General features: G+C 70.2%; 18 protein-coding genes and 1 pseudogene. 15 read left to right on the top strand and 4 right to left on the bottom strand.

Annotated features, from left to right (window positions below; all coding sequences use genetic code 11):
• Nucleotides 1–71 precede the first annotated feature (71 nt).
• Both recR and ACQ9ZG_RS15035 read left to right on the top strand, forming a co-directional pair.
• The gene (recR, locus tag ACQ9ZG_RS15040) at nt 72–671 is read left to right on the top strand and encodes a recombination mediator RecR (RefSeq protein WP_019762627.1); all 600 of its coding nucleotides are present in this window, start codon (nt 72–74) and stop codon (nt 669–671) included.
• Between the two features lie 92 nt (nt 672–763).
• Nucleotides 764–1,423 carry a DUF5063 domain-containing protein gene (locus tag ACQ9ZG_RS15035; RefSeq protein WP_018489522.1) on the top strand — a complete coding sequence of 220 codons (660 nt, stop codon included), beginning with the start codon at nt 764–766 and terminating at the stop codon, nt 1,421–1,423.
• A 60-nt stretch (nt 1,424–1,483) separates the two neighbouring features.
• Here ACQ9ZG_RS15035 and ACQ9ZG_RS15030 read toward each other — a convergent pair whose 3' ends face one another.
• On the bottom strand, nt 1,484–2,326 hold the full coding sequence (locus ACQ9ZG_RS15030) for an NAD(P)H-binding protein (protein WP_109914933.1): 843 nt from the start codon (nt 2,324–2,326) through the stop codon (nt 1,484–1,486).
• A 420-nt stretch (nt 2,327–2,746) separates the two neighbouring features.
• Here ACQ9ZG_RS15030 and ACQ9ZG_RS15025 point away from each other — a divergent pair, with 420 nt between their 5' ends.
• The 6 genes from ACQ9ZG_RS15025 (at nt 2,747) to ACQ9ZG_RS15000 (ending at nt 9,458) form a co-directional block, all read left to right on the top strand.
• Nucleotides 2,747–3,265 carry an SgcJ/EcaC family oxidoreductase gene (locus ACQ9ZG_RS15025; RefSeq protein WP_109914934.1) on the top strand — a complete coding sequence of 173 codons (519 nt, stop codon included), beginning with the start codon at nt 2,747–2,749 and terminating at the stop codon, nt 3,263–3,265.
• Between the two features lie 131 nt (nt 3,266–3,396).
• Nucleotides 3,397–4,248, top strand: a complete 852-nt coding sequence (locus tag ACQ9ZG_RS15020; RefSeq protein WP_258312081.1) for a DUF1838 family protein — start codon at nt 3,397–3,399, stop codon at nt 4,246–4,248.
• A gap of 252 nt (nt 4,249–4,500) precedes the next feature.
• The gene (locus tag ACQ9ZG_RS15015) at nt 4,501–5,772 is read left to right on the top strand and encodes an aspartate kinase (protein ID WP_018489518.1); all 1,272 of its coding nucleotides are present in this window, start codon (nt 4,501–4,503) and stop codon (nt 5,770–5,772) included.
• Nucleotides 5,769–6,851: an aspartate-semialdehyde dehydrogenase gene (locus ACQ9ZG_RS15010; RefSeq protein ID WP_109914935.1), complete on the top strand. Its 1,083-nt coding sequence runs from the start codon at nt 5,769–5,771 to the stop codon at nt 6,849–6,851. Before ACQ9ZG_RS15015 ends, ACQ9ZG_RS15010 begins: the two co-directional genes overlap by 4 nt.
• A 415-nt stretch (nt 6,852–7,266) precedes the next feature.
• Complete coding sequence (locus ACQ9ZG_RS15005) at nt 7,267–7,842, top strand: SigE family RNA polymerase sigma factor (RefSeq protein ID WP_026237792.1); 576 nt, start codon at nt 7,267–7,269, stop codon at nt 7,840–7,842.
• Nucleotides 7,839–9,458 carry a hypothetical protein gene (locus ACQ9ZG_RS15000; RefSeq protein ID WP_499280647.1) on the top strand — a complete coding sequence of 540 codons (1,620 nt, stop codon included), beginning with the start codon at nt 7,839–7,841 and terminating at the stop codon, nt 9,456–9,458. The genes ACQ9ZG_RS15005 and ACQ9ZG_RS15000 overlap by 4 nt, the downstream gene beginning before the upstream one ends.
• Before the next feature lie 693 nt (nt 9,459–10,151).
• Here ACQ9ZG_RS15000 and ACQ9ZG_RS14995 read toward each other — a convergent pair.
• Together ACQ9ZG_RS14995 and ACQ9ZG_RS14990 are read right to left on the bottom strand one after the other, a co-directional pair.
• Nucleotides 10,152–11,039: pseudogene (locus ACQ9ZG_RS14995) on the bottom strand (SURF1 family protein); the annotation flags it as partial.
• 62 nt (nt 11,040–11,101) lie between these two features.
• Nucleotides 11,102–12,895 (bottom strand): S9 family peptidase, encoded by a 1,794-nt coding sequence (locus ACQ9ZG_RS14990; RefSeq protein ID WP_109915596.1) that lies wholly within the window; start codon nt 12,893–12,895, stop codon nt 11,102–11,104.
• Nucleotides 12,896–13,054: 159 nt separating this feature from the next.
• Between ACQ9ZG_RS14990 and ACQ9ZG_RS14985 the strand changes: the two genes are divergently transcribed.
• Nucleotides 13,055–13,897, top strand: a complete 843-nt coding sequence (locus tag ACQ9ZG_RS14985; protein WP_109915590.1) for a class I SAM-dependent methyltransferase — start codon at nt 13,055–13,057, stop codon at nt 13,895–13,897.
• Nucleotides 13,898–14,027: 130 nt separating this feature from the next.
• Nucleotides 14,028–14,438 carry a nuclear transport factor 2 family protein gene (locus ACQ9ZG_RS14980; protein ID WP_018489511.1) on the top strand — a complete coding sequence of 137 codons (411 nt, stop codon included), beginning with the start codon at nt 14,028–14,030 and terminating at the stop codon, nt 14,436–14,438.
• Nucleotides 14,439–14,547: 109 nt separating this feature from the next.
• On the opposite strand, the gene ACQ9ZG_RS14975 is transcribed toward ACQ9ZG_RS14980, so the two are convergent.
• Nucleotides 14,548–15,354 (bottom strand): SGNH/GDSL hydrolase family protein, encoded by an 807-nt coding sequence (locus tag ACQ9ZG_RS14975; protein WP_028416049.1) that lies wholly within the window; start codon nt 15,352–15,354, stop codon nt 14,548–14,550.
• Between the two features lie 684 nt (nt 15,355–16,038).
• Here ACQ9ZG_RS14975 and ACQ9ZG_RS14970 point away from each other — a divergent pair.
• The 5 genes from ACQ9ZG_RS14970 (at nt 16,039) to ACQ9ZG_RS14950 (ending at nt 22,312) form a co-directional block, all read left to right on the top strand.
• Entirely contained in the window at nt 16,039–16,665 is a 627-nt protein-coding gene (locus tag ACQ9ZG_RS14970) for a Crp/Fnr family transcriptional regulator (protein ID WP_258312182.1), read from the top strand.
• Between the two features lie 93 nt (nt 16,666–16,758).
• Entirely contained in the window at nt 16,759–17,568 is an 810-nt protein-coding gene (locus ACQ9ZG_RS14965) for a hypothetical protein (RefSeq protein ID WP_109915588.1), read from the top strand.
• A complete protein-coding gene (locus ACQ9ZG_RS14960; protein WP_109915587.1) occupies nt 17,561–19,840 on the top strand; it encodes a hypothetical protein in 2,280 nt (759 codons plus the stop codon). Before ACQ9ZG_RS14965 ends, ACQ9ZG_RS14960 begins: the two co-directional genes overlap by 8 nt.
• Nucleotides 19,837–20,910 (top strand): hypothetical protein, encoded by a 1,074-nt coding sequence (locus tag ACQ9ZG_RS14955; RefSeq protein ID WP_099217493.1) that lies wholly within the window; start codon nt 19,837–19,839, stop codon nt 20,908–20,910. The genes ACQ9ZG_RS14960 and ACQ9ZG_RS14955 overlap by 4 nt, the downstream gene beginning before the upstream one ends.
• On the top strand, nt 20,903–22,312 hold the full coding sequence (locus ACQ9ZG_RS14950) for a DUF4407 domain-containing protein (protein WP_109915586.1): 1,410 nt from the start codon (nt 20,903–20,905) through the stop codon (nt 22,310–22,312). The genes ACQ9ZG_RS14955 and ACQ9ZG_RS14950 overlap by 8 nt, the downstream gene beginning before the upstream one ends.
• Nucleotides 22,313–22,332: the final 20 nt, after the last annotated feature.

Here is a 22,332-nt window from a genome sequence, read left to right as displayed (position 1 = left end):
GGGGGCCTATTGGTACCGCCCCGTACCCACTACCGTACGGAGCGGAAAGCAGAGGAAAGAAAGGCGTTCCGTTGTACGAAGGCGTGGTTCAGGACCTCATCGACGAGTTGGGCAGGCTGCCCGGCGTCGGTCCCAAGAGCGCGCAGCGGATCGCCTTCCACATCCTGCAGGCCGAGCCCACCGACGTACGCCGTCTGGCCCATGCCCTCCTGGAGGTCAAGGACAAGGTCCGGTTCTGCGCGGTCTGCGGCAATGTGGCCCAGCAGGAGCAGTGCGGGATCTGCCGGGACCAGCGCCGCGACCCGAGCGTCATCTGTGTGGTCGAGGAGCCGAAGGACGTCGTGGCGATCGAGCGGACGCGTGAGTTCCGCGGTCGCTACCACGTCCTGGGCGGGGCGATCAGCCCGATCGAGGGCGTCGGCCCGGATGATCTGCGCATCCGCGAACTGCTGGCCCGGCTCGCGGACGGCTCCATCACGGAGCTGATCCTCGCGACCGACCCCAACCTGGAGGGCGAGGCCACCGCGACGTACCTGGCGCGGATGGTCAAGCCGATGGGCCTCAGGGTGACCCGGCTGGCCAGCGGTCTGCCGGTCGGCGGCGACCTGGAGTACGCCGACGAGGTCACGCTGGGCCGCGCGTTCGAGGGGAGGCGGCTGCTGGATGTCTGAGACCGAGGCCGTCCGCACCGCCCGCCCTCGGCGCTCCCCCGCACCGCCGTCCGCTTCACCGTCTGTGACCGCGCCCACGGGAGGTCCCCTCGATGTCTGACGCCACGCTGAACTCCGTCACGCAGGACCCGGGCGACTTCGCCGTCCAGATCGCGGACCAGATCAAGACGTTCATCGTCGCGGTCACCGAGGTCTCCAAGGTCGAGGAGCCGGAAGAGGCCGTTCCGGTCCTGCTGCTCCAGGTCTCGCAGCTCCTGCTCGCGGGCGGCCGCCTCGGCGCGTACGAGGACGTCCTCCCCGACGAGCGGTACGAACCGGACCTCGGCGCCGAGCCGGACGCGGACGGACTGCGCGGGCGGTTCGCCGCCCTGCTGGAGCCGATCGACGTCTACTCCGAGGTCTTCGACCCGTACGAGCCCCGCAAGGCACCGGTCCCGCACCGCATCTCCGACGACCTGGCCGACCTGGTCACCGACCTCTCCCACGGCCTCGCCCACTACGAGGCGGACCGCACGGCCGAGGCGCTCTGGTGGTGGCAGTTCTCCTACTTCTCCAACTGGGGCTCCACCGCCTCCGCCGCCCTCCGCGCCCTCCAGTCCCTGGTCGCCCACATCCGCCTCGGCCAGCCCCTGGAGGAGCTGGACGGCCTGGACACCGACCAGGACCCGGGCGAGGACGACCTCGCCGAGGAGGCGGGCCGCGTGATGCTGGAGGAGATCGCGGGGCCGCTGGGGCTGCGACCGGTGAAGTAGCCGGGTCCCCGGCCTCGGGCTTCCCCGTCAGGCCGGATTCCCGGCCTCCGGCTTCCCCCGTCACCGGAACGCGTCGGCGTTCTCCTCGGCCCACCGGCGGTAGGGGCGGGCGGGCGAGCCGGTGACCTGGGCCACGGTGTCCCGTACGGCCAGCAGGGCGTCGTTGACATCGCCGCCCATCAGGTCGAGGACGCTGTCGGCGACCTCGGCCCCCGTCATCGCGGCCAGCGGCCCGTAGGCCTCCTCCCGTCCGATCCCGACGCAGGCCACCTCCCGGCCCAGCACCCGCCCCAGCTCCCCGGCCTGCTGCCGCGGGGTGATCCGCTCCGGCCCCGTGAGCGAGTACGTCCGCCCCCGGTGGCCCGGCCCGGTCAGCGCGGCGCGGGCCACCGACGCGATGTCGGCCGGGTGGACCGTGGGCAGCCCGGTCTCCGCGTACGGCACGCGCACCAGGGACTCCTCGCGTACGGACTCCGCCCACCAGAGGGTGTTGGAGGCGAACTGCGTCGGCCGCAGGACCGTCCAGGCCATCCCGCTCTCCCGCAGCCGGCGCTCGACGGCGGCGTTCGCCCGCGCCGGGCCCAGGTGCGGATGGGTGCCGACGGTGATGGAGGAGACCAGCACCACGTGCTCCACCCCCGCGCTCCGGGCGGCGTCCAGGATGGACGCGTCGGCGCCGACGCCCGCGAGCAGGAACAGTGAGCGCACCCCGGCCAGCGCGGGCTCCAACGTCTCGACGCGGCCCGGATCGCCCTCCACCACCGCGACCCCTTCGGGCACCACGGGCCCGGCCCTCCCCGCGTCACGGGTCAGTGCCCGGACGGCGGGCGCGAGCCCGTCCGCGTGCAGCTGCCGCAGCAGCTCCCTGCCGATGTTTCCGGTCGCCCCGGTCACCAGGATCATCGTCACGTGCTCCTCGTCGTCGTGGGCCTGTCCGCCCCGGCCCGTTCGATCGCGACGACGCTAGAACCTCAACCGGCCTTGAGATCAAGCCGGTCGGGTGGTCGTGGTCGGTGGGACCCCTTGACCTCAATCGCGCTTGAGGGTGGAGGCTCGGCCTGTCCGAACCGGCCGGCACTCCCCGGCACACGTCTGTCCGGTGCGAACGGCACGGCTCGGCACAGGTCCATCCGGTGCGCTCGGCACCGCTCGGCACACGTCTGTCCGGACCGGCCGGCGTCGCTCGGCACATGCGCGTCCGGACCGGCCGGCGTCGCTCGGCACATGCCCGTCCGGACCGGCCCGCATCGCTCGGCACATGCCCGTCCGGACCGGCCCGCATCGCTCTGTAGAACCGGCATCGCTCTGTAGAAGGAGACCCGCATGAGCACCAACAGCCCGGCAATTCCCACCGTTCTCGGCGTACCCGTCCCGCAGGAGGACGTCGACGCGATCGTCGCGTTCGTGGCAGGGGTCCAGGAGGCCCAGCGGAACGCACAGCCCGACGCCTTCCTCAGCGGCTTCCGCGAGGACGCCATCTGGACCACGGCCCACGGGAAGAGGCTGACCGGCCTGCCGGAGATCAGCGCCTTCACCCGCAAGGTGCTCCCGCCCCAGGCGGGCTCCCCGGTGACCGCCGCGTACACCGTCACGCTCATCCTCTTCATCCGCTCCGACGTGGCCGCGGTCAAGGTCCGCCAGCGGCCGGCCGCCCGTGACGGAGGGGAGTTCCTGGACGAGATCTTCCGGGGCGTGGAGGATCCCTCCGAACTCGTCGCCGCCCACCCCGAGTCGGTCCCCGGCACCCCGACCTACGTGCTGGCCAAGGACGACGGGGTCTGGCGGATCGCGGCCGGGCAGAACACCTTGGTCATCGACGCGGAGTCGTTGGCCGCCGGTTAGTGCCTGTCCGGCGGATCGGGGCCGGGTCCGCGGCGCCTGGCACGGCACCTCGCGGAGTCACCGGCCGCCGTTCAGGGGGCGGGGAGGTGCCCCGTCCGGGCCCGGGGCGGCGATGGCGCACAGTGGGACGTATGACGACACCCGCAGGAACGACCCCCGCCGAGCCGACTCCCGCGCGGCCCACTCCGGCCGAGCCGACTCCCGCGCGGCCCACCCCCGCCGAGTCGGCCTCCGCACGGCCCACCCCCGCCGAGCTGCTCCGCTCGCTCGCCCGTACCCGGGCCTCGCTGGACGGTGAGGAGGTCACGTACTGGTGGTCGGGAGACGTCTACTCCTGGGCCCCCGACGAGCCCTACCAGCGGATCTTCGGCTTCGAGGGGCTCAACGTCGCCCGACTCGTCCAGGACGCCGAAGCCGGGCCGGACGCCTACCAGCTCCTCACCCGGGAGGCCGCCTTCTACCTGGACCCCGCCACCCGCGAGATCCTGGAGACCTGGCAGGACCGGCCGGTGGTGCACGTCTGGAACGACCCGGCCAACCAGAAGTGGCGGCCCTTCCCGGTCCCGGTGACCGAGCTGGGCGGGCAGGTCTGCTTCAGCCTGGAGATCCCGCTCTCCTACCCCTCGCCGCTGCCGGTCGGTCAGTACCCGGACCACTCGGCCGGGGACACCTACAAGGCGCTGGAGCTCTTCCAGTTCTTCGCCGACCGTGCCGACCTGGCCGGCCCGGAGCCCAGCGTTCCGGCCACCATGTCGTGGTCCCGGATGTCGCCGTGGCTGCCGTGGATGGCCCAGGGGCAGCGGCCCGGCGGGCTCACCTTCCACTGCCGGGGGCGCAAGCTGGGCTCGTACGACGAGGTCCCGGAGCGTACGCGCGCCTACATCGCGGACCGCCATCCGGAGTTCGCCCACGCCCCGGAGGCGTGGAGCGAGCCGAACGAGACGAGCTGGACGTACTTCAGGAAGCTCCACCCGCCGCGGTAGTCCCCGCACGAGGGGTGCAGGCGTACGCCGACCGGCGCCTCCCCGCTCGCGCGATCCGCCCCGAAGGTGTGGGCTGGGACACAAAAGGGAGTGCGCTCCTCCGGGATGGGCAGCAGCCCCGTACGAGCAGTTCGGGTCGACACGCCGTACCGGGTTGTGGGCGGGACATCTCACCATCTGGTAAGGACGGGTCGATTCCGGGCTGCTCGTTAAACTGAGCCGACCGCAGTAATGACTGAGCGAGGAGCGCACGTGGGCCTTGTCGTGCAGAAGTACGGAGGCTCCTCCGTAGCCGATGCCGAGGGCATCAAGCGGGTCGCCAAGCGAGTCGTCGACGCCAAGAGGAACGGCAACCAGGTGGTTGTCGTGGTGTCCGCGATGGGCGACACGACGGACGAGTTGATAGACCTCGCCGAGCAGGTGTCTCCGATGCCTACCGGCCGCGAGTTCGACATGCTGCTGACCGCGGGTGAGCGGATCTCCATGGCCCTGCTGGCGATGGCGATCAAGAACCTGGGCCATGAGGCCCAGTCGTTCACGGGCAGCCAGGCCGGTGTCATCACCGACTCGGTCCACAACAAAGCGCGCATCATCGACGTCACGCCCGGCCGCATCCGGACCTCGATCGACGAGGGCAACATCGCCATCGTCGCCGGGTTCCAGGGCGTGAGCCAGGAGGGCAAGAACATCACGACGCTCGGCCGCGGCGGGTCGGACACGACCGCCGTCGCGCTGGCGGCCGCGCTGGACGCCGAGGTCTGTGAGATCTACACGGACGTCGACGGCGTCTTCACCGCGGACCCGCGGGTCGTGAAGAAGGCGAAGAAGATCGACTGGATCTCCTTCGAGGACATGCTGGAGCTGGCCGCGTCCGGTTCCAAGGTGCTGCTGCACCGGTGCGTCGAGTACGCACGCCGTTACAACATCCCGATCCACGTCCGCTCGTCCTTCTCCGGACTGCGCGGAACCTGGGTCAGCAACGAGCCGCAAGGGGACCAGAAGGTGGAGCACGCGATCATCTCCGGAGTCGCCCACGACGTCTCGGAGGCCAAGGTCACCGTCGTCGGCGTGCCGGACAAGCCGGGTGAGGCGGCCGCGATCTTCCGCGCCATCGCCAACGCCGAGGTCAACATCGACATGGTGGTGCAGAACGTCTCCGCCGCGTCGACCGGCCTGACGGACATCTCCTTCACCCTTCCCAAGGCCGAGGGCCGCAAGGCCATCGACGCCCTGGAGCGGGCCAAGGGCCCCATCGGCTTCGACTCGCTCCGCTACGACGACCAGATCGCCAAGATCTCCCTGGTCGGCGCCGGTATGAAGACCAACCCGGGCGTCACCGCCGGTTTCTTCGAGGCTCTCTCCGACGCGGGCGTCAACATCGAGCTGATCTCGACATCCGAGATCCGCATCTCGGTGGTCACCCGTGCCGACGACGTCAACGAGGCCGTGCGCGCCGTGCACACCGCCTTCGGTCTCGACAGCGACTCCGACGAGGCCGTCGTCTACGGAGGCACCGGCCGATGACCGCACGCCGCCCCTCGCTCGCGGTCGTCGGTGCGACCGGGGCGATCGGCGGCGTCATGCTCCGGATCCTCTCGCAGCACGCGGACGTCTGGGGCGAGGTCAGACTCGTCGCCTCACCGCGCTCGGCCGGCCGCAAGCTGGTCGTGCGCGGTGAGGAGAGCGAGGTCCTCGCGCTGAGCGAGGACGTGTTCGACGGCATCGACGTGGCCCTCTTCCTCGTACCGGACGAGGTCTCCGCCCGCTGGGCCCCGATCGCCACCTCCAAGGGCGCCGTCGTGATCGACGACTCGGCGGCCTTCCGGCTCGACGACGACGTACCGCTGGTCGTCCCCGAGATCAACCCGCACGCCGCCCGGCTCAGACCGCGGGGCATCGTCGCCTCCCCGAACTGCACCACGCTCTCGCTGATCGTCGCGGTCGGCGCGCTCCACGCCGAGTTCGGGCTGCGCGAACTGATCGTCTCCTCCTACCAGGCGGTCAGCGGCGCCGGCCGGGACGGGGTCACGGCCCTGCGCGAACAGCTGTCGCTGGTGGCCGGTACGGAACTGGGCACCCACCCCGGAGACGTACGCCGTGCCCTCGGTGACGGCGCGCCCGCATCGGCCGGCCCCTTCAGGCCGTTCGCCGCGCCCGTCGCCCTGAACGTCGTGCCGTGGGCCGGTACGGACGCGGGCGACGGCTGGTCCTCCGAGGAGCTGGCCATCCGCGAGGAGTGCCGCAAGGTGCTGGGGCTGCCGGAGCTGCGGACCAGCGCGACCTGCGTGTACGTCTCCGTCGTCGCCGCGCACTCCATGTCCGTCCACGCGCGCTTCGAGAACGAGGTCGCCGTCGACCGGGCCCACGAGATCCTGGCCACCGCGCCGGGCGTCGTCCTCTTCGACAGCCCCGCCTCCGGAGACTTCCCGACCCCGTCCGACGTGGTCGGCACCGACCCCACCTGGGTCGGCCGGGTACGGCGTTCGATGGACGATTCCCGGGCCCTGGAAATGTTCATCTGCGGGGACAATCTCCGTAAAGGTGCGGCTTTGAACGTCGCGCAGATCGCGGAATCGGTGGCCGCCGAAATTACCTCCGCCTGAGCAGGCCCACCGCACGGACCTGCGGCGCGGATCTCGTTCGTACGGATCGAACCTGTTTTGTAGAATCTGTGAACGCCCTATGAGCAATTACCTGGTCTGAACCTCTTGAGCTGGGGCGTTGTCGTATCCGACGATGAATTACCGGCCGCCTGCAACCACGCATGGGCCGGGGTGCGTCTATGCCGTGACTTCTTGTGCGGCGGGGGCGCATATACGGGGCGTACGGGGCATTCGGGGAAGAGCAGGTGCGTATGAGGGCGTGTCGCACAGCGTCGAACGTGACGCCGTACGCGTACAACCCTGGCGGGGGGAAGCGTGTCCAACAGGCGTGGCAGAGGTTCTCGACATCACAGTGGCGGGCCCGTTGCGGGGTGCGGTCGTGCGTCCGCTCCGGCGTCCCCGCGCTCCCGGCGGCATGCCGGTGATCGCGCCCATGCCCGCCGCGCGCCCGGCCCAGCTGCCCTCGCAGCGCGGGGGTGCTGAGGAGACGGTGGCAGCGGGAACCACGGTCGACCACCTCACCGAGACCTACCGCGCCCACTACCGCTCCCTGCTCGGCCTCGCGGCACTGCTGCTGGACGACACCGCGTCCTGCGAGGACGTGGTGCAGGAGGCATTCATCCGCGTGCACTCCGCGCGCAACCGGGTCCGGGAGCCGGAGAAGACCCTGGCCTACCTCCGCCAGACGGTCGTCAACCTCTCGCGCTCCGCGCTGCGCCGCCGCATCCTCGGGCTCAAGCTGCTCTCCAAGCCGATGCCGGACATGGCGAGTGCGGAGGAGGGCGCGTACGACCAGTTGGAGCGGGACGCGCTGATCAAGGCCATGAAGGGGCTTCAGCGGCGCCAGCGCGAGGTGCTGGTGCTGCGGTACTTCGCGGACATGACGGAGGCCCAGGTCGCGGAGACGCTGGGAGTCTCGCTGGGGTCGGTGAAGGCGTACGGTTCGCGCGGTATCGCGGCGCTGCGCGTCGTGATGGAGGCCCAGGCATGAGCGGGCACCACCACCGGCATGAGCGCGAGCATGAGCACAGGCACAGGCACGAGAATGACCCGACGGGAAACGGAACTGTGAACGACGGGCCGGAGAAGACTCCGCACACCGATCCGGACCGAGCGGACGGAACGACCGCGCCGGACCGGTCGGATCAGCCGGGCGGACCGGACCGGTCGGGCGGACCGGACCAGCCGGGCCGACCGGACGGTGAGCGCGACGAGGCGGCGTCGGGGGAGTCGGACGAGCCGGGCGCGCTGGGCGGCCTGGGGAAGTCGGGCGAGCTGAGGGAGTCGGAGAAGCCGAGGGAGTCGGGCGAGGCTCCGGAAGCGGCGCCGGAGCCGGAGCTGAGGCCGGGGCCGTCATCGGCCGAGGCCGGTGCGACGGCCGGGGGCGGCGCGGGGCCGCGGGCCGACGGCGACGCCGCCGGGGACGACCTCGCCGGTACGCTGACCGACCTCTTCGCGGGTCGCCGGGGCAGATCCGGGCCCGGTGGCGGCCCGAACGGCACCCCTGACCGGGACGGCTCCGCTGCCACCGGCTCTGGCACCGTCGGCTCTGGGGCGGACGGCTTCGGGGCGGGCAGCTTTTCCGTCGGCGGCTTCGGCGCCGACGGAGAGCTGGACGAGGTCGCCCTGCGCCGGATGCTGCACGGTGCCGTGGGAGGCCTTGAACCTTCCGACCGGACCCTGGAGCATCTGCGTCGCGCGGTGCCCGCCCGGCGTGCCAGGCGGCGACAGGCCACCGTCGGCGCTGCCGCGGCGGCCCTGCTGATCGGCACGGCGGTCCCCGCCTTCGTGCACGTGGCGAACTCGGACAGTACGTCCACCGCGTCCCCCGCCATCGTCGGCCACGGCGAGCAGGCCCAGGGCGGCAACGGCGAGGCGCCCGGCCCCGAGGCCCCGGGCTACCGGACACCGGAGCCCACCGACCAGGAGAGCCAGGCCGGCGCGGACGAGCCGGACCCCTCCGCGAGCACCTCGCCGGACAACTCGGAGGACCCGGGCAGCGGGACGGCCACGGGCGGGGTCTCCGCGCCCCCCAGCTCCGACTTCGCCGCGCTGCGCGCCTGCAACCCGGGCCAGCTCGGCGTCGTCTCCGCGGCGGCGGGCGCCCCGAACGCCGAGGGCAAGGTGTACGGCAGCTTCCGTATCGCCAACGTGTCCGGCACGGACTGCACGGTCAGCAGCAACGGCACCGTCGGTGTCACCGCCCTGGGCGCCGCCGACCCGCTCAAGATCAACGTGGTGCAGCACACGGCGGGCGACGCGGCCTCCGGCCTCCCCGACCCCTCGCAGGAGCCGGGCACTGTGCTGTTGAAGCCCTCCATGGCCTACGAGGTGCAGTTCGCGTGGGTGCCGGCCGACACCTGCCCGACCGTCGCTCCCTCGCCCTCCCCGACCCCCACGCCGGACGGCTCGGGAGGATCGACGGGCGAGGCATCGGGCCCGTCCGGCACCGAAACGCAGTCGCTGCGGCAGGACGGCGCCACGATGGACGGCAGCATCGCCGTCACCCACACACCGGAGTCGGGCGCACCCACAGCCGAGACGAAGATCAACAACGCCTGCTCGGGCACGATCTACCGAACAGGCGTCCTGCCCACCGCGCCGTAGCCTCAGGAGCGACGGCAAGGGCGACGGCAAGGGCGGGCGACGGCAACAGCCAATGCCACTCCGACTGCGACGGCAACGGTGCAGCAGGGCCGAGGCGAGCCGGGGAGATCGACGCCCCCGGGGCTGCACCTGGAGCTGAGACAGAGCCGAAGCGCATGCCCAGGCTCGGGCCACAGGGCGTGACCCGCCCCCGAGGACGGGACCCGGGCCCGGCCTGGGATCGCGGCCCCGGCAGATGCACGCGATCCGCACCCGGATACCAGCGACGACGGACCAGGAGCAGCCCTACGGAGGGCGGCCAGCACCTCCGTACGGTGACCAGGGCCCACGTACGACAACCAGGCGCTACGGACCAGGACCAAGGCCTACGGGAGGGCGGCAGCCACTGCGGACGGTGGCCTACGAACCGTGCGAGGTCCCTGCGGTCTTCGACCCCTGAGCCTCCGGTACGGCGCCCCCGGAGCCCTCCCCGCCCCCACCGGCCTCAGCAGCACCGGCACCAGCGCCAACCTCGACGACGGCCCCACCGGCGGCTACGGCAACCTCATCGGCCCCACTGCCCTCGGCTCCACCGACGGCCGCGACAGCCCCACCAGCCTCACCGTCCGCAGCAGCCCCACCAGTCCCACCGTCCGCAGCGGCCCCACCAGTCCCACCGTCCTCGGCAGCCCCACCAGCCTGAGCCCCACCAGCCTGAGCGTCCGCAGCAGCCCCAGCAGCCCCAGCAGCCCCAGCAGCCCCAGCAGCCCCCGAGGCCCCTGGAGCCTCTCCGGCCCCACCAACCCCCGGCTCCCCGTCCTCCGTGACCAGCCCGAGGGCTACGTCGCGGGCGGTCTCGGCCTCGCGTCGGACCAGGCGGAACCACATGAAGAGCACGAAGCCGGCGAACACGAACCACTCGCCCGTGTACCCCAGGTTCTGGAACGCCTTCAGGTCGAGCCCGCTGCCCTGCGGAGCCGCAGCGGGGACCGGCTTCAACACGTCGTCCGGGCCCGCCGCCCCGCCGGCCTCCGCTTCGGGAAGCGTGATCCAGGCGTCGTACACGTCGTAGTCGACCAGGTTCACCAGGGACGCGGCGCTGATCATGCCGAGCTGGCCCTCGGGGAGCCCGCCCCGTGCGTTGACGCCGTCGCTGTGGATGTTCTCGGAGGCCTGGAGATCGCCGGTCACGGTGACCTCGCCCTGCGGCGCGGCCGGAACGGGCACGTCGCCCGCGGTGCCGGGCAGCCAGCCGCGGACGACCGGCAGGGCCTTGCCGCCGCCCTCCGTACGCAGCAGGGTCAGGACGTAGAAGCCCCGGCGGTCGTCCAGCTCACGGCCGGGGACCAGGAACTGGTCGCCGTACGTCCCGGTCGCGACGGCCGGGCGGCCGGACGTCACCTTGTCGACGGGCAGCAGCTCGTCCAGCGGTTCGGCGGCCCGGGTACTCGGATCGGGCTGCTTCGTCGCCTGCTCGTGCGACTGCACACGGTCCTCGAAGCGGCCGAGCTGCCAGGTGCCCATGAACACGCAGAACGGGATGGCCAGGACGACGAAGAGGTTGATCCCCCACCATCGCGGGGTCAGCAGGAACCGGTACACCCCTCCAAGGTACGGTTCCCCGCTCCGGCCCCCCGGAGCGGGGTCGCCCATTTATCCGGCCCTTACGCCCCCTGGACGGCACCACCACCCAGATGCCTGAGGGCGAACTCCAGCTCCAGCCGCACCTGCTTGATGCGCTCCTCCACCACGAGCGAGCCGTGCCCCGCGTCGTACCGGTAGACCTCGTGCACCGCGCCGCGCGCCGCCAGCCGGTCCACGTAGTTCTCCACCTGACGGATGGGGCACCGCGGATCGTTGACGCCGGCCGAGATGTAGACGGGGGCGCGCACCGCGTCGACGTACGTCAGCGGGGACGAGGCCTCGAACCGCTCGGGCACCTCCTCCGGCGTGCCGCCCAGCAGCGTGCGGTCCATCGCCTTCAGGGCCTCCATCTCGTCGTGGTATGCCGTGACGTAGTCCGCGACCGGCACCGCCGCCAGCCCCAGGGCCCAGGCGTCGGGCTGGGTGCCGAGGCCGAGCAGGGTGAGATAGCCGCCCCAGGAGCCACCGGCCAGGACCAGGCGCCGCGGGTCCGCGAGCCCGGAGGCTACCGACCACTCCCGCACGGCCGCGATGTCCTCCAGCTCGATGAGTCCGACCCGGTGCTTGAGCGCGTCCGTCCAGGCTCGGCCGTAGCCGGTGGAGCCGCGGTAGTTGACCCGCACGACGGCGAAGCCGTGGTCCACCCAGGCAGCCGGGCCGGAGGCGAAGGCGTCGCTGTCGTGCCACGTCGGCCCGCCGTGGATCTCGAAGACGGTGGGGAAGGGCCCCTCGCCCGTGGCGGGCCTCTGCACGAGGGCGTGGATCCGGCCGCCCGGCCCCTCGACCCACGCGTCCTCGACGGGCACGGACGCCGGGGCCTTCGCACCCGGCGGGTCCAGGACCACCGCACCGCTGGTCGAGCGCACCACGGGCGGCTGCGCGGCTGAGGACCAGAGGTACTCCACGGTGCCGTCGGGGCGGGCCGTGGCGCCCGACACCGTCCCGGCGGGGGTCTCCACCCGCACGGGCTCCGCGGCCCCCGGCTCGTACCGCCACAGCTCGCTGCGGGCCTCGAAGCTGTGCTCGATGAGCAGCGCGGAGCCGTCCGGATACCACTCGGCGCCCACGTCACCGGGCAGATCGACGGGCAGCGCGGTCTCCGTGCCCGCCACCGGGTCCCAGATCATCGGCTCCCAACGGCCCCGGCGCTGGTGCCCCACGAGGAGCCTGGTGTCACCGGCCACCGGCGCGAAGCCCAGCACGGCGAGCCCCAGCTCCTTGGTGCCGCCCTCGGTGTCGTCCAGCTCGGCCACCGTGGAGCCGTCCGGACGCACCACGCGCAGGGCGGAGTGCATGGCGTCGCCGTGCTCGGTGTGCTCCAGGGCGATCAGCGTCCCGTCGTGCGACAGGTCCCCGACCCCGGCGGACTCCCGGTGCCGGTAGATCTCGACGGCTTCGCCACCGCCCGGGGTCGGCACCAGGTGGATGGTCGTCCCGTCCTCATCGGTGGAACGGCCGATCACCGCGGACCCGTTCCGCCCGATGGCGAGGCCCGCCGGATACGAGGGGGCGAGGCCCGGGACGGCGGGCTCGTCCTCCCCGCCGCCGAACGGCTGGCTCATCCACACACCGAACTCGTCGCCATCGGTGTCGCTGAACCACCAGATGGCCTGGCCGTCCGGCGTCAGCACCCCGTCGGTGGTCCCGTTGGGCCGGTCGGTCACCTGGCGCTGCCGCCCGCTCGCCCGGTCCCACGCGTACAGCTCATAGGTCCCGGTCGCGTTGGACACGAAGAGGGAGCGGTCAGGCGCGTCCTCGGCCCAGTCGGGCAGGGACACCCTGGGCGCGCGGAACCGCTGCTCCCACTCCGGCATGGTCGAGACGTTCTCCGATTCGCTCATGCCTCCATCCAACCCGATCCCGAGTCCGGCCGGAGCGGGCTGTCCACAACGCCCCTGTGATGATCGGACCGGCCGTGTCCGCCTGTGGATAACGGCTCGCGAGGCTTCTGTCCGGTGGGTAACTTTTCGGATATGTACTCCCCGACTCCGGACGACTGGCAGGACGCCAACCGCGCACGCTGGGACGAGCGTGTGCCGATACACGCGGCGAGCGACTTCTACGACCTGGAGGCGTTCCGGGCGGGGAAGGACGCCCTGCGCCCCTTCGAGCTGGCGGAGGTCGGTGACGTCACGGGGAAGACCCTGCTGCACCTCCAGTGCCACATCGGCCTGGACACCCTGTCCTGGGCGCGGCACGGCGCCGCGCAGGTGGTGGGGCTGGACTTCTCCGAGCCCGCCGTGGAGACCGCCCGGGGCCTCGCGGAATCGCTGGGCCTGGGACCCGACCGTGCGGCGTTCGTGGCGGCCGATGTGTACGACGCCCCCTCGGCCGTCCCCGACTCCTCGTACGACGTCGTGTACACGGGCGTCGGCGCCCTGAACTGGCTGCCCGACATGGAGCGATGGGCCGAGACGGCGGCCTCGCTGGTGGCACCCGGCGGGTTCCTCTACCTGGCGGAGTTCCACCCGCTGACCGACACCCTGGACGACGGGACGGGCTCGGTCGTCACCCACGACTACTTCAGCCGCGAGGCCTGGGTGGACGAGACTCCGGGGACGTACGCCGACTTCGACGCACCGACCGTGCACAACCGCAGCGTCGAGTGGCAGCATCCGGTGGGCGAGGTGGTGACGGCGCTCGCGGCGGCCGGCCTGCGGATCGAGTTCCTCCGCGAGCACGACGTCTCGCTCTTCCCGCGCTTCGGCACGCTGGAACGCCAGTCGGACGGCTACTACCGCTTCCCGGCGGACCGTCCGCGCATCCCGCTGATGTACTCGCTCAAGGCGACCCGCCCCAAGCCGCACGAGAGATGAGACGACACCGCGGCACAGGCATGACGGCGGCCCACGACCGCTCCCCGGACGACCTGCCACCCGACCACATGAGCGCAGGTCAGTGGTGCCTCTCCAGGGGATTGTCAGTGCCGAGGTCCACACTCTTCCCATGACCGACGACACGAGCAGAAGCACCACCACGGCCGGCCTGCGCACGACGGTGGAGGCGTACTGGGCGACGGCCGACGCCCGGGACTGGGAGGCGTTCGCGGCGACCCTGGCGGACGACGTGGTGTACGAGCTGCCGCAGACCCGCGAGCGCATCCGGGGCAAGGATCGCTACCTCCGGTTCAACCAGGAGTATCCGGGTGACTGGCACGTCCGGATCGAGCGGATCGTCGCCGACGCCGAGGGCCACCAGGCCGCCGCCCGGACCGAGTTCACGGTCGGCCCGGAGGAGCTGCACGCCATCCACTTCTTCACCTTCGACGACCGGGGCCTGATCACCGGGGTGACGGACTTCTGGCCGGAGGCGTACGAACCCCCGGCGGGGCGCGAGCACTTGGTGGAGCGCTTCTGATCGGCCGGGCGGGCGGCACCGGGCCGACGCGCGGAGGCGGCCCGCCAGGCCCCGCCCGGCGAGCCGCCTCGACCACTCCGTCAGGCCGCTACAGGTGCACGTGCCCTGGCTACAGCACCGACCGGAAGGCCGGCAGATAGCCGCCCGACTGCCCGGCGGCGGTGGGGTGGTACGAGTTGTAGACGGGCACGGTCACGCTGTGGAGCCAGGCGTCGCCGGAGCACAGCTCATGCCCGGTGAACTCGTCGACGACACTGGAGAAGGTGAATCCGGCATCGGCGGCCCGCTTGGCGAGCACTCCGTTCAGGACGTCCGACGCGTTGTTGATGGCCGCCCGCTCCGCTTCGGTCAGCCCGGCGATGCAGCTCCCCGACAGCTGGTAGAAGCGCGGATACCCGAGGACCACGACCTGGGCGGAGGGAGCACCGGCGCGGATACCGGCGTAGAGCGAGTCGAGGCTCCCGGGAAGGGAGTTGTTCATCTGGGCGATCGCCGCGTCCACACTGCTGATGCAGGTGGCCTCGCTGCCCAGCACGCAGTCCTGCATGACATCGGCGAACCCGACGTCGTTGCCTCCGGCCGTCACGCTGACCAGCGCGGTGGACGCGTCCAGCGCCCCGAGCTGACCACTGGCGACGGAGGACGTGGTGGCTCCGGAGCAGGCGACGAAGGCGAACGAGGTGGGGGAGTTCGCCGCCGCCCACAGCTGCGGATAGGCGTTGGCGCTGCGCCGGCAGTCGCCGCTGTCGGGCAGATAGTCACCGGCGCCGACTCCGGAGGAGTAGGAGTCGCCGAGTGCGACATAGCCACCGGCCGCGGCGGAGTCCGCCGCGACGGCGGTCCCGGCCATACCGAGCGCGGCCGCGGCGGCGAGTGTGAGGGTGGAGAGGGATGCCCAGATCCTGCGTACGGACATGGCTGCCGACCTTCGAATTGTGGGGGGTGGGGGGAAGGTGCGATGCCGTGTCTAGCAGCACTTGGCACCCACCGGTAATGCCCATGCGAGAAGTCGTCTGATATGGCCGGATGGTCGTTCGGCACCCGATGCTCCGCGCGTAGATAAACCCTCAACTCTGTGTCAGAACAGCGGAATTCGGGGAAATGTCGTGCGTCGGCCCGCTGCCGGTCTCCATGGCGGTCCCGCCCACACGAAGGACGGCGTGTGCTCCCTGTCCACTCCGAAGTTCAGCCGAACGGCGCACAGCGCCACTCACCTGAGACGGCGCTCCGTCCGGTCCGCACACTCGCCGCCGCGTCGGCTCGTTGGGCTGTGATCCCCTGTCGGTGACGCGCGCGGGACCCGAGTCCCACCTGATGGGCGCGGCCGGGGGCCCTCACAGACCGCACTCGGGCCCAGTTGATCTCTTTGATGATCAACATGTATTCGATCGTTTCTGGATGAGATGTTGGGAAACAGGCCATATTCGGTCCGGCTCGTTTGCGACACCCCACCTCGGCGGAAGCATGATCAGGCGTGAGACGCGCGTTGTGTCGCGGAGCGGGAACGTCGGGGGTGCTAATGAATCACGCGTGGCAGCCGTCCACATTTCTTGGCAGATTGCAGAGGGCGACGCGGGAACAACTGCTGGAACAGGGGACCTTGCTGACCTATCCGCCGCATCGTGCCTTGCTGCACCAAGGCGATGACAGTCGGCACGTCCTGTTGATCACCAGTGGTGTTGTGAAGGTCGTCGCCAGCGCGGAAAGTGGCTACGACATGCTCCTTGCCATCCGCATAGCGGGGGACCTGGTCGGTGAGATGGCGGCCTTCGAGGAGCGCCCCAGGTCGGGCACGGTGATCGCCTGCAGTGAGGTGACCGCCAGAGTCATTCAGGTGGGTGCGCTGGAGGCGTTCCTCTCCCGCCACCCTGATGCCATGCGAGCCATCCTCCACATGCTGTCCGCCCGGCTGCGCTGGGCCAACCGGCGTCGGCTCGACTTCAAGGCCTATGACTCGCTGACCCGACTGGCCAGAGTCCTGGCTGAGTTGGGACAGGCATACGCCCAACCGGTTCCGGACAGCGACGGTAAACGGTGCGACCTCGGCGTGACGCTGACGCAGAAGGAACTTGCGTCGCTGGCCGGCCTCAAGCTCAACACGGCCGAAAAGAGCCTGGCCGCACTGACCGCCCAGGGCCTGGTGGAACGCAACTACCGAAGCATAACCATCTGTGACGTTCCGGAGTTATTGAAATTCGCCAAACTCCTCGCTGACAACCCGTACTGATACGGATTCAGCTCGCGCTCCCTCTCCTAGCCTCTCGGGCAGTACTTCGTGGGCAGTCACTGCCCACCGTCTATCCAGAGAGGAAGAGATCGGGTGGCTGCGTGGCCTGACTTCTATCCCTGCACCTGTATTGCCGTGGACGCCCAGGCCTACGGGAGCAACAACGACCGTAGGCAGTCCGAAATCCAGCACGACCTGCCGCGCCTTCTCGATCACGCCGCCAGGAGGGCTGGCCTGGACCGTGACCAGTGGCAGATCCAGCGCAAGGGCGATGAGCAGTTGGCGGTGCGGCCTGTCGACGGCAGTGAACCCCGCCTGGTCGACGACTACATCCGCCACCTCGTCGCCGAGCTGCGTGACTACAACGCCCAGCGAGTCCCCGAGGCCCGCATGAGGCTTAGGGCGGCCATTCACCAGGGGCTGGTGGAACTGGCCGACAACGGCTTCGCCGGCACGGCCGTGGTGGTCACGTCACGTCTGTTGAATGCGAGGCCGCTTTACGAAGCGCTGGCCGAGCACCCCGGTGCGGACCTGGTTCTGGTGCTGTCCGACGAGGTCTTCCGTTCCACGGTGGTCGGTCGTCATACGTCGTTGCTCCCGGAGGACTTCACCCGTGTGGATGCGCAGGTGAAGGAGTACGGCGCTGCGGCATGGCTACGCGTTCCCGAGATCGGGTTATCGGCTGCGTTCGCGCGTGCGTCCGGGAAAGCGGAATCCTCGAGGCACGCTGATCACGCGTCGGAGGGATCGGCAGCGGCCAGGTCCGGCTTGGACGTTGCCAGCGGATCCGGCAGGGCGGGAATCAGCAACGAGTACCAGGCCGACCAGGTGAGCGTGAACAATCTCTCCGGCCCTGTGGATGCCCGGGGTGCCGTCTTCGGCTTCGGGAGCGCCGGTGGCTGAGGAACCGGCGACGGCCCATGAGCCCGTCCCACCTCCTGCACCTGTCCCTGAAGACGGCGTTGGACCCCTTGCACCTGAGAACGTCGCGGCAGGCGTGCCGGAGTGCGGGGACGACATCCTTGGCGCGGAGACCGCGCCGCGGACGGCTGACCCGCGGCGGGCGGAGTCGGACGAACGCGAGGAGGACGACCGGGGCTACGACGACCTACGTCGCGTCCACCAACTCGTCAGCAACAACTTCTACGGTGTCGTCGATGCCTCCGGAGCGGCGTTCGGCTTCGGATCCGGCCCGGCGCCTGGCCTCGCCCCCGGCGTCATCGAGCCCGATGAGATGGACCGCGCGTTGCGGTTCTATGTCGCGCCTCAGCCCTGCTTCGGTGAGGCGCTCGACAAGCTGCGTGATGACGCTCTCGTCGTCCTGACAGGGCAGGACAACTGCGGGCGGGGCGCGGGCTCCCTGGCCCTGCTCAGGGAGGTCCTGGGTGACAAGGCCAGGTTGCGGAGCCTGTCACCCGCTAATTCCCTAGCCGATCTCGCCGCGTCACGGGAGCTCAAGCCCGGGCAGGGGTACGTCATCCTCGACTATGTCGGCGAGCTGCACGTGGAGGCTGTGCAGGCGTACTCGATCGGTCGGCTCAGGGAGGAACTGCGCCGCAAGGGGTCGTATCTGGTGATCACGGCGGGCGGCACGATCCGTCGGAGGCTGGCCCTCCAAGACCATTGCGTGCCCTGGGGAGCCCCCGACCCCGTGGTGCTTTTCGACCACTGCCTGGAGTCGTTGCCGCATGGTGTCCTGAGTCCTGAGACCGAGAATGAACTGCGGGAGCGCGTCGGCGAACAGCGACGGCCTGCGGACATCGTCGCCGCAGCTGTGGTCCTCTCGCAGGAGGGCGTGGTGAAGGCGCTGGAGACCCTGCGGGACACGTGCCGGGAGCTGGTTCAGGGACTGTTCCGGAAACAGCCCGCTCCGGAAGATCTGATTCCACTCGCGGCCTTGGCGTTTCTGGAAGGCATCTCGGAGCGAACGTTCGAGAAGGAGTGTGCCGGCCTCGCCGCCTACGTAAGACGCTGGGAGGAGAGCGGCGGGGTGCCCGCAAGCGAGCCGGAGGACCTGGTCAGGTCGGCGCTGTCCGGTGCGGTATCCCAGCAGTCACGCGCCAGATGGAGGGACCGGGCGGAGGGGCTCGTGACAACCGAGCACCGCCTGAAGCCCGGTCACAGCGCCGGGCGCAGCGAGCGGTGTCTGGTCTTCACCGAGCCCCGTGTCCGCGAGTTCATCATCGCGGAACTGCATGACCTCTACGGATACGAGCTCTGGTACCCGCTGCGTCAGTGGCTGGGCGAGCTGGCCCTGATGGGCGACCTGGACACACGTACGGAGGTCGCGCGGGGCGTGGCACTTCTGGCCAGGCACGCACTCGTCGAGGTGGACGAGACCATGCTGAAGGCGTGGTCCGGTGGGCCCATCAACCAGCGCGTGACCGCCGCGTTGACGTTGCAATTCATGTGCGACGTCGAGCACCTCGCGCCGCAGGCCCTGACCATCGCCCTGAGCTGGACGGACAACAGCGGACCTGAACGGGCGCTGACGGCGGCCATGGCTCTGACCGGCAGCCTGGGCTCTCTGTACCGCTTGGATGCCCTCAAGTGGCTGTGGTTCCTGATGCAGCGTGGGGAGCGGATCGCGTTCTCCGCCCACCGATCACTGGTCCTGCTCCTGCAGACCGCCGAAGAGGACGCGGAACGGGCGGTGTTCATACTCCGGTACGTGCGGACCTTGCTCGTCCATGCCGCGCCGGGCTCTCGTGAGCGGTCGATCCTGCTGCGCGCCACAGTCCAACTCCTGCAGACCAGAAGCCTGCAGAGTCTTGAGCCCCTCACCGCGGCGTTGCTGCGGACCACCCCGGAGAGCGCTCGCCACCTCGGTCTCCTGTGGCCGTACGTCCTGCACAGCAGCCACCGGAGTCGGGCGATCAGCGCGCTGTGCCGGACGCTGGTCCAGCTGCGGGACACCCCGTCGGTCGTCAGCACCGTGAACGAACTCGGCGAGACCATGCGCAACGCCATGAGCGAGCGCCAGTGGACCGCGCTGCGCCATCACCTGTCCATCGCCCTGCAGCACCCCGACTACGCGACCCCCGGCGCTAACGAACTGGCGCAGGTGCTCCTCGGATCACTGCGAGGACGGCCGTCGGCCGACTTCCGGCGCTCAGCCACGGCTCCCATATCCGTCGCTCCCTTCACCCACGCTCAAGGAGGCCGAAGCAAGTGAACTACCCCGTCACCGCCGAGCAGGTCCTGGCCACGGTCCAGGGCACATGGTGGTCTCGCCGTCGCCGACGCGACGACGTACCGCACCTGCCGCCCGGCGCGGTCTACGTCTTCAGAGTCGGCGGAAACTACCGCGCGTACCCCGAGGGCATGGTGTTCGACCCTTCCCACCCCGATGTCCTCGACGCCTCGTCGGTCAGCCTGGTCGACACCCGGGCACGTCTGGTCGAGGTGGAACGCACTCTGCCGTCGGTGAGCGAGGCGGACAACTTCACCGTGAGGGCTTCCTTCACCTGTCAGGTGACCGACCCGGCCGTCATCGCACGCCATGGCGTCGTCGACGTGACCGTTCCGTTGCGCACCTACCTGCTGGGAGACGGCGACCTCCCGAGGGTGAGCGCCGGGCACCGGGTGGAGGAGGTGAACGCGGTGCGCACGGAGGTGAGCCACCGCATGACTGCCTACAGCGCGATTGTTCCGCCGCGGATTTCCGGGATGAGTGTGGAGTTCGTCAGCGCGGAGGTGCATACGTCGGATGATCTGCGGGACTGGGAACAGAGGATGCGCGATGAGCGGCGCTTCCGGGAACTTCAGAGGGGACAGCGCGACTTCGAGACTCAGGACGTCCTTCGCGTCGCGGAGCTGCTCTCCCAGGGCTCCGACCACGCGGATGCTGTCGGCATCGTTCGGAATGAGATTGGCGTCACCGACGCGGCGGCCCGCATCCATCGGATCACCGACGAGGAGTCGGTTCGCCGGCATCAGGCCGAGACGTCGAAGCGCGCCCACGACCAGGCCAAGGAGACGGCGGAGACGCAGATGCGCCGTGACATGCTGTTGACGCTGTTGCGGCACATGGGCGGCAGCGAGTACGTCGACTATCACCAGGTCCTGGAACAGGTCCTGCGCGAGACGGGCGGCCAGACATCCTCCGGTCTCGCGACCGCACCCGACATCGGCCGCATGGTCGAGTCGGGTCCGGCTCGCCCCGATCACCAGGTGGCGGGGCGTGGCGGTCCGCGCGATCCGCAGAGTGGGTTCGTCAGGGACGAGGACGATCTCGTTGACTGACTTTCTGACTGATCGTGTGGTGGAACACGGCTCGGAGAAGGGCAAGGGCGCCGACGACGGCTCCGCCGTGCCTCCCGGGCACGACCTCCGCACTACTGAGGACGGGGCTGCCTGTACCGCTCTCCGACCTTCCGGGCTCGACGTCGCACGACGGCTGCGTGCCCTGACCGGGGTCGACGAGGAACTCCTGGCCAGAGTGAAGTATGAGCGGAGCAAGTACACGGCACTCGGTGGGGTGGTGCTCGGAACCTCTGTCATCGCGGCGTTCTCCATGTGGAACTTCACGACCGAGGCGCTCGGCAGGGTCTCCTTGGTGGCCCTGGTTCCGACGGTCATCTGGATGCTGTTCGTACTCAACCTCGACCGCTGGCTGGTCACGCCACAGCCCAACACGCGGCGGCGGCTGGGTCCGGTTCTCATGCGCCTTCTGGTCGCCCTGATGCTCGGTGCCGTGATCGCCGAGCCCCTGGTACTGCGCATCTTCCAGACGGCCATCGAGCAGCACGTCGCCGACGAACGTACGAGTGCGATCGACCGGTTGCGGACCAACTTGGTCCGGTGCAACCCCGTACCGTCCGCGCCGCAGAGTGTCACGCCGCAGGGCTGTGACAGCACGTTCGTCCTCTCCTTCGGCAAGACACCCAGTGAACGGGTGGAGGAACTGACCGCCGTGCGTTCGGACGCCGCCGCCCTGCAGAAGCGAGTGGATCGGGAGACCGCCAGGCTGGAGACCCTCGACTCCGAGGTGCGGGACGAGTGCCGCCGACTGATCCGCATAGCGGCCACTGGCCTGTACCAGCGGACGTCGGAGTGCCTGCGCCTGCGCGCCAAGGCACGGGACTACCGGACGACACACCGCACTGAGGAGAACGAGCAGCGACTGGCCGGGATGAACAGCCGTATCTCGGAGATCGAGGCCCAGCAGACCACGTCACGTGGCGCATTTCTCAGGGACCGGGCTGATGGCATCGAGCGGCGTCTGGGCGAGGAGCGCGCCAAGCACAAGGAAATCGGCTTCCTGGAGCGAATGCGCGCGCTTGATCAGCTGGCGGCCGGGAACGCTGTTCTGTTCGTGGGCGTCTGGCTGGTCCGCTTGCTGTTCGTTTTCCTCGACGTACTTCCCGTGCTGGTGAAGTACCTGAGTGGTGATTCGGCATACGACCGGATGCTCACCAGCGCGAGCAACAGCGCGGTCAAGATCCATGACGGGGAGGTCCGGCTCGCCGAGCGTCGGGCGGAGGCGAACCTAGAGATCGCCCAGAGCACCATCGAGCAGCAGGTCCGGCGTCACCGCGCCGAGTCGGAGGCAGCGCTCAGGGAGCACACTGCGGCGATGAACATCCGTGTCCGGCAGGCGGTGAACGCGCTGGAGGACGAGATTCGCCGCTCATCGACTGTCTGATCCACGTCCGTACACGAAAC

Source organism: Streptomyces araujoniae, assembly GCF_050871195.1.
Lineage (GTDB): Bacteria > Actinomycetota > Actinomycetes > Streptomycetales > Streptomycetaceae > Streptomyces > Streptomyces bacillaris.
This window is presented reverse-complemented; position numbering and strand designations above follow the sequence as displayed.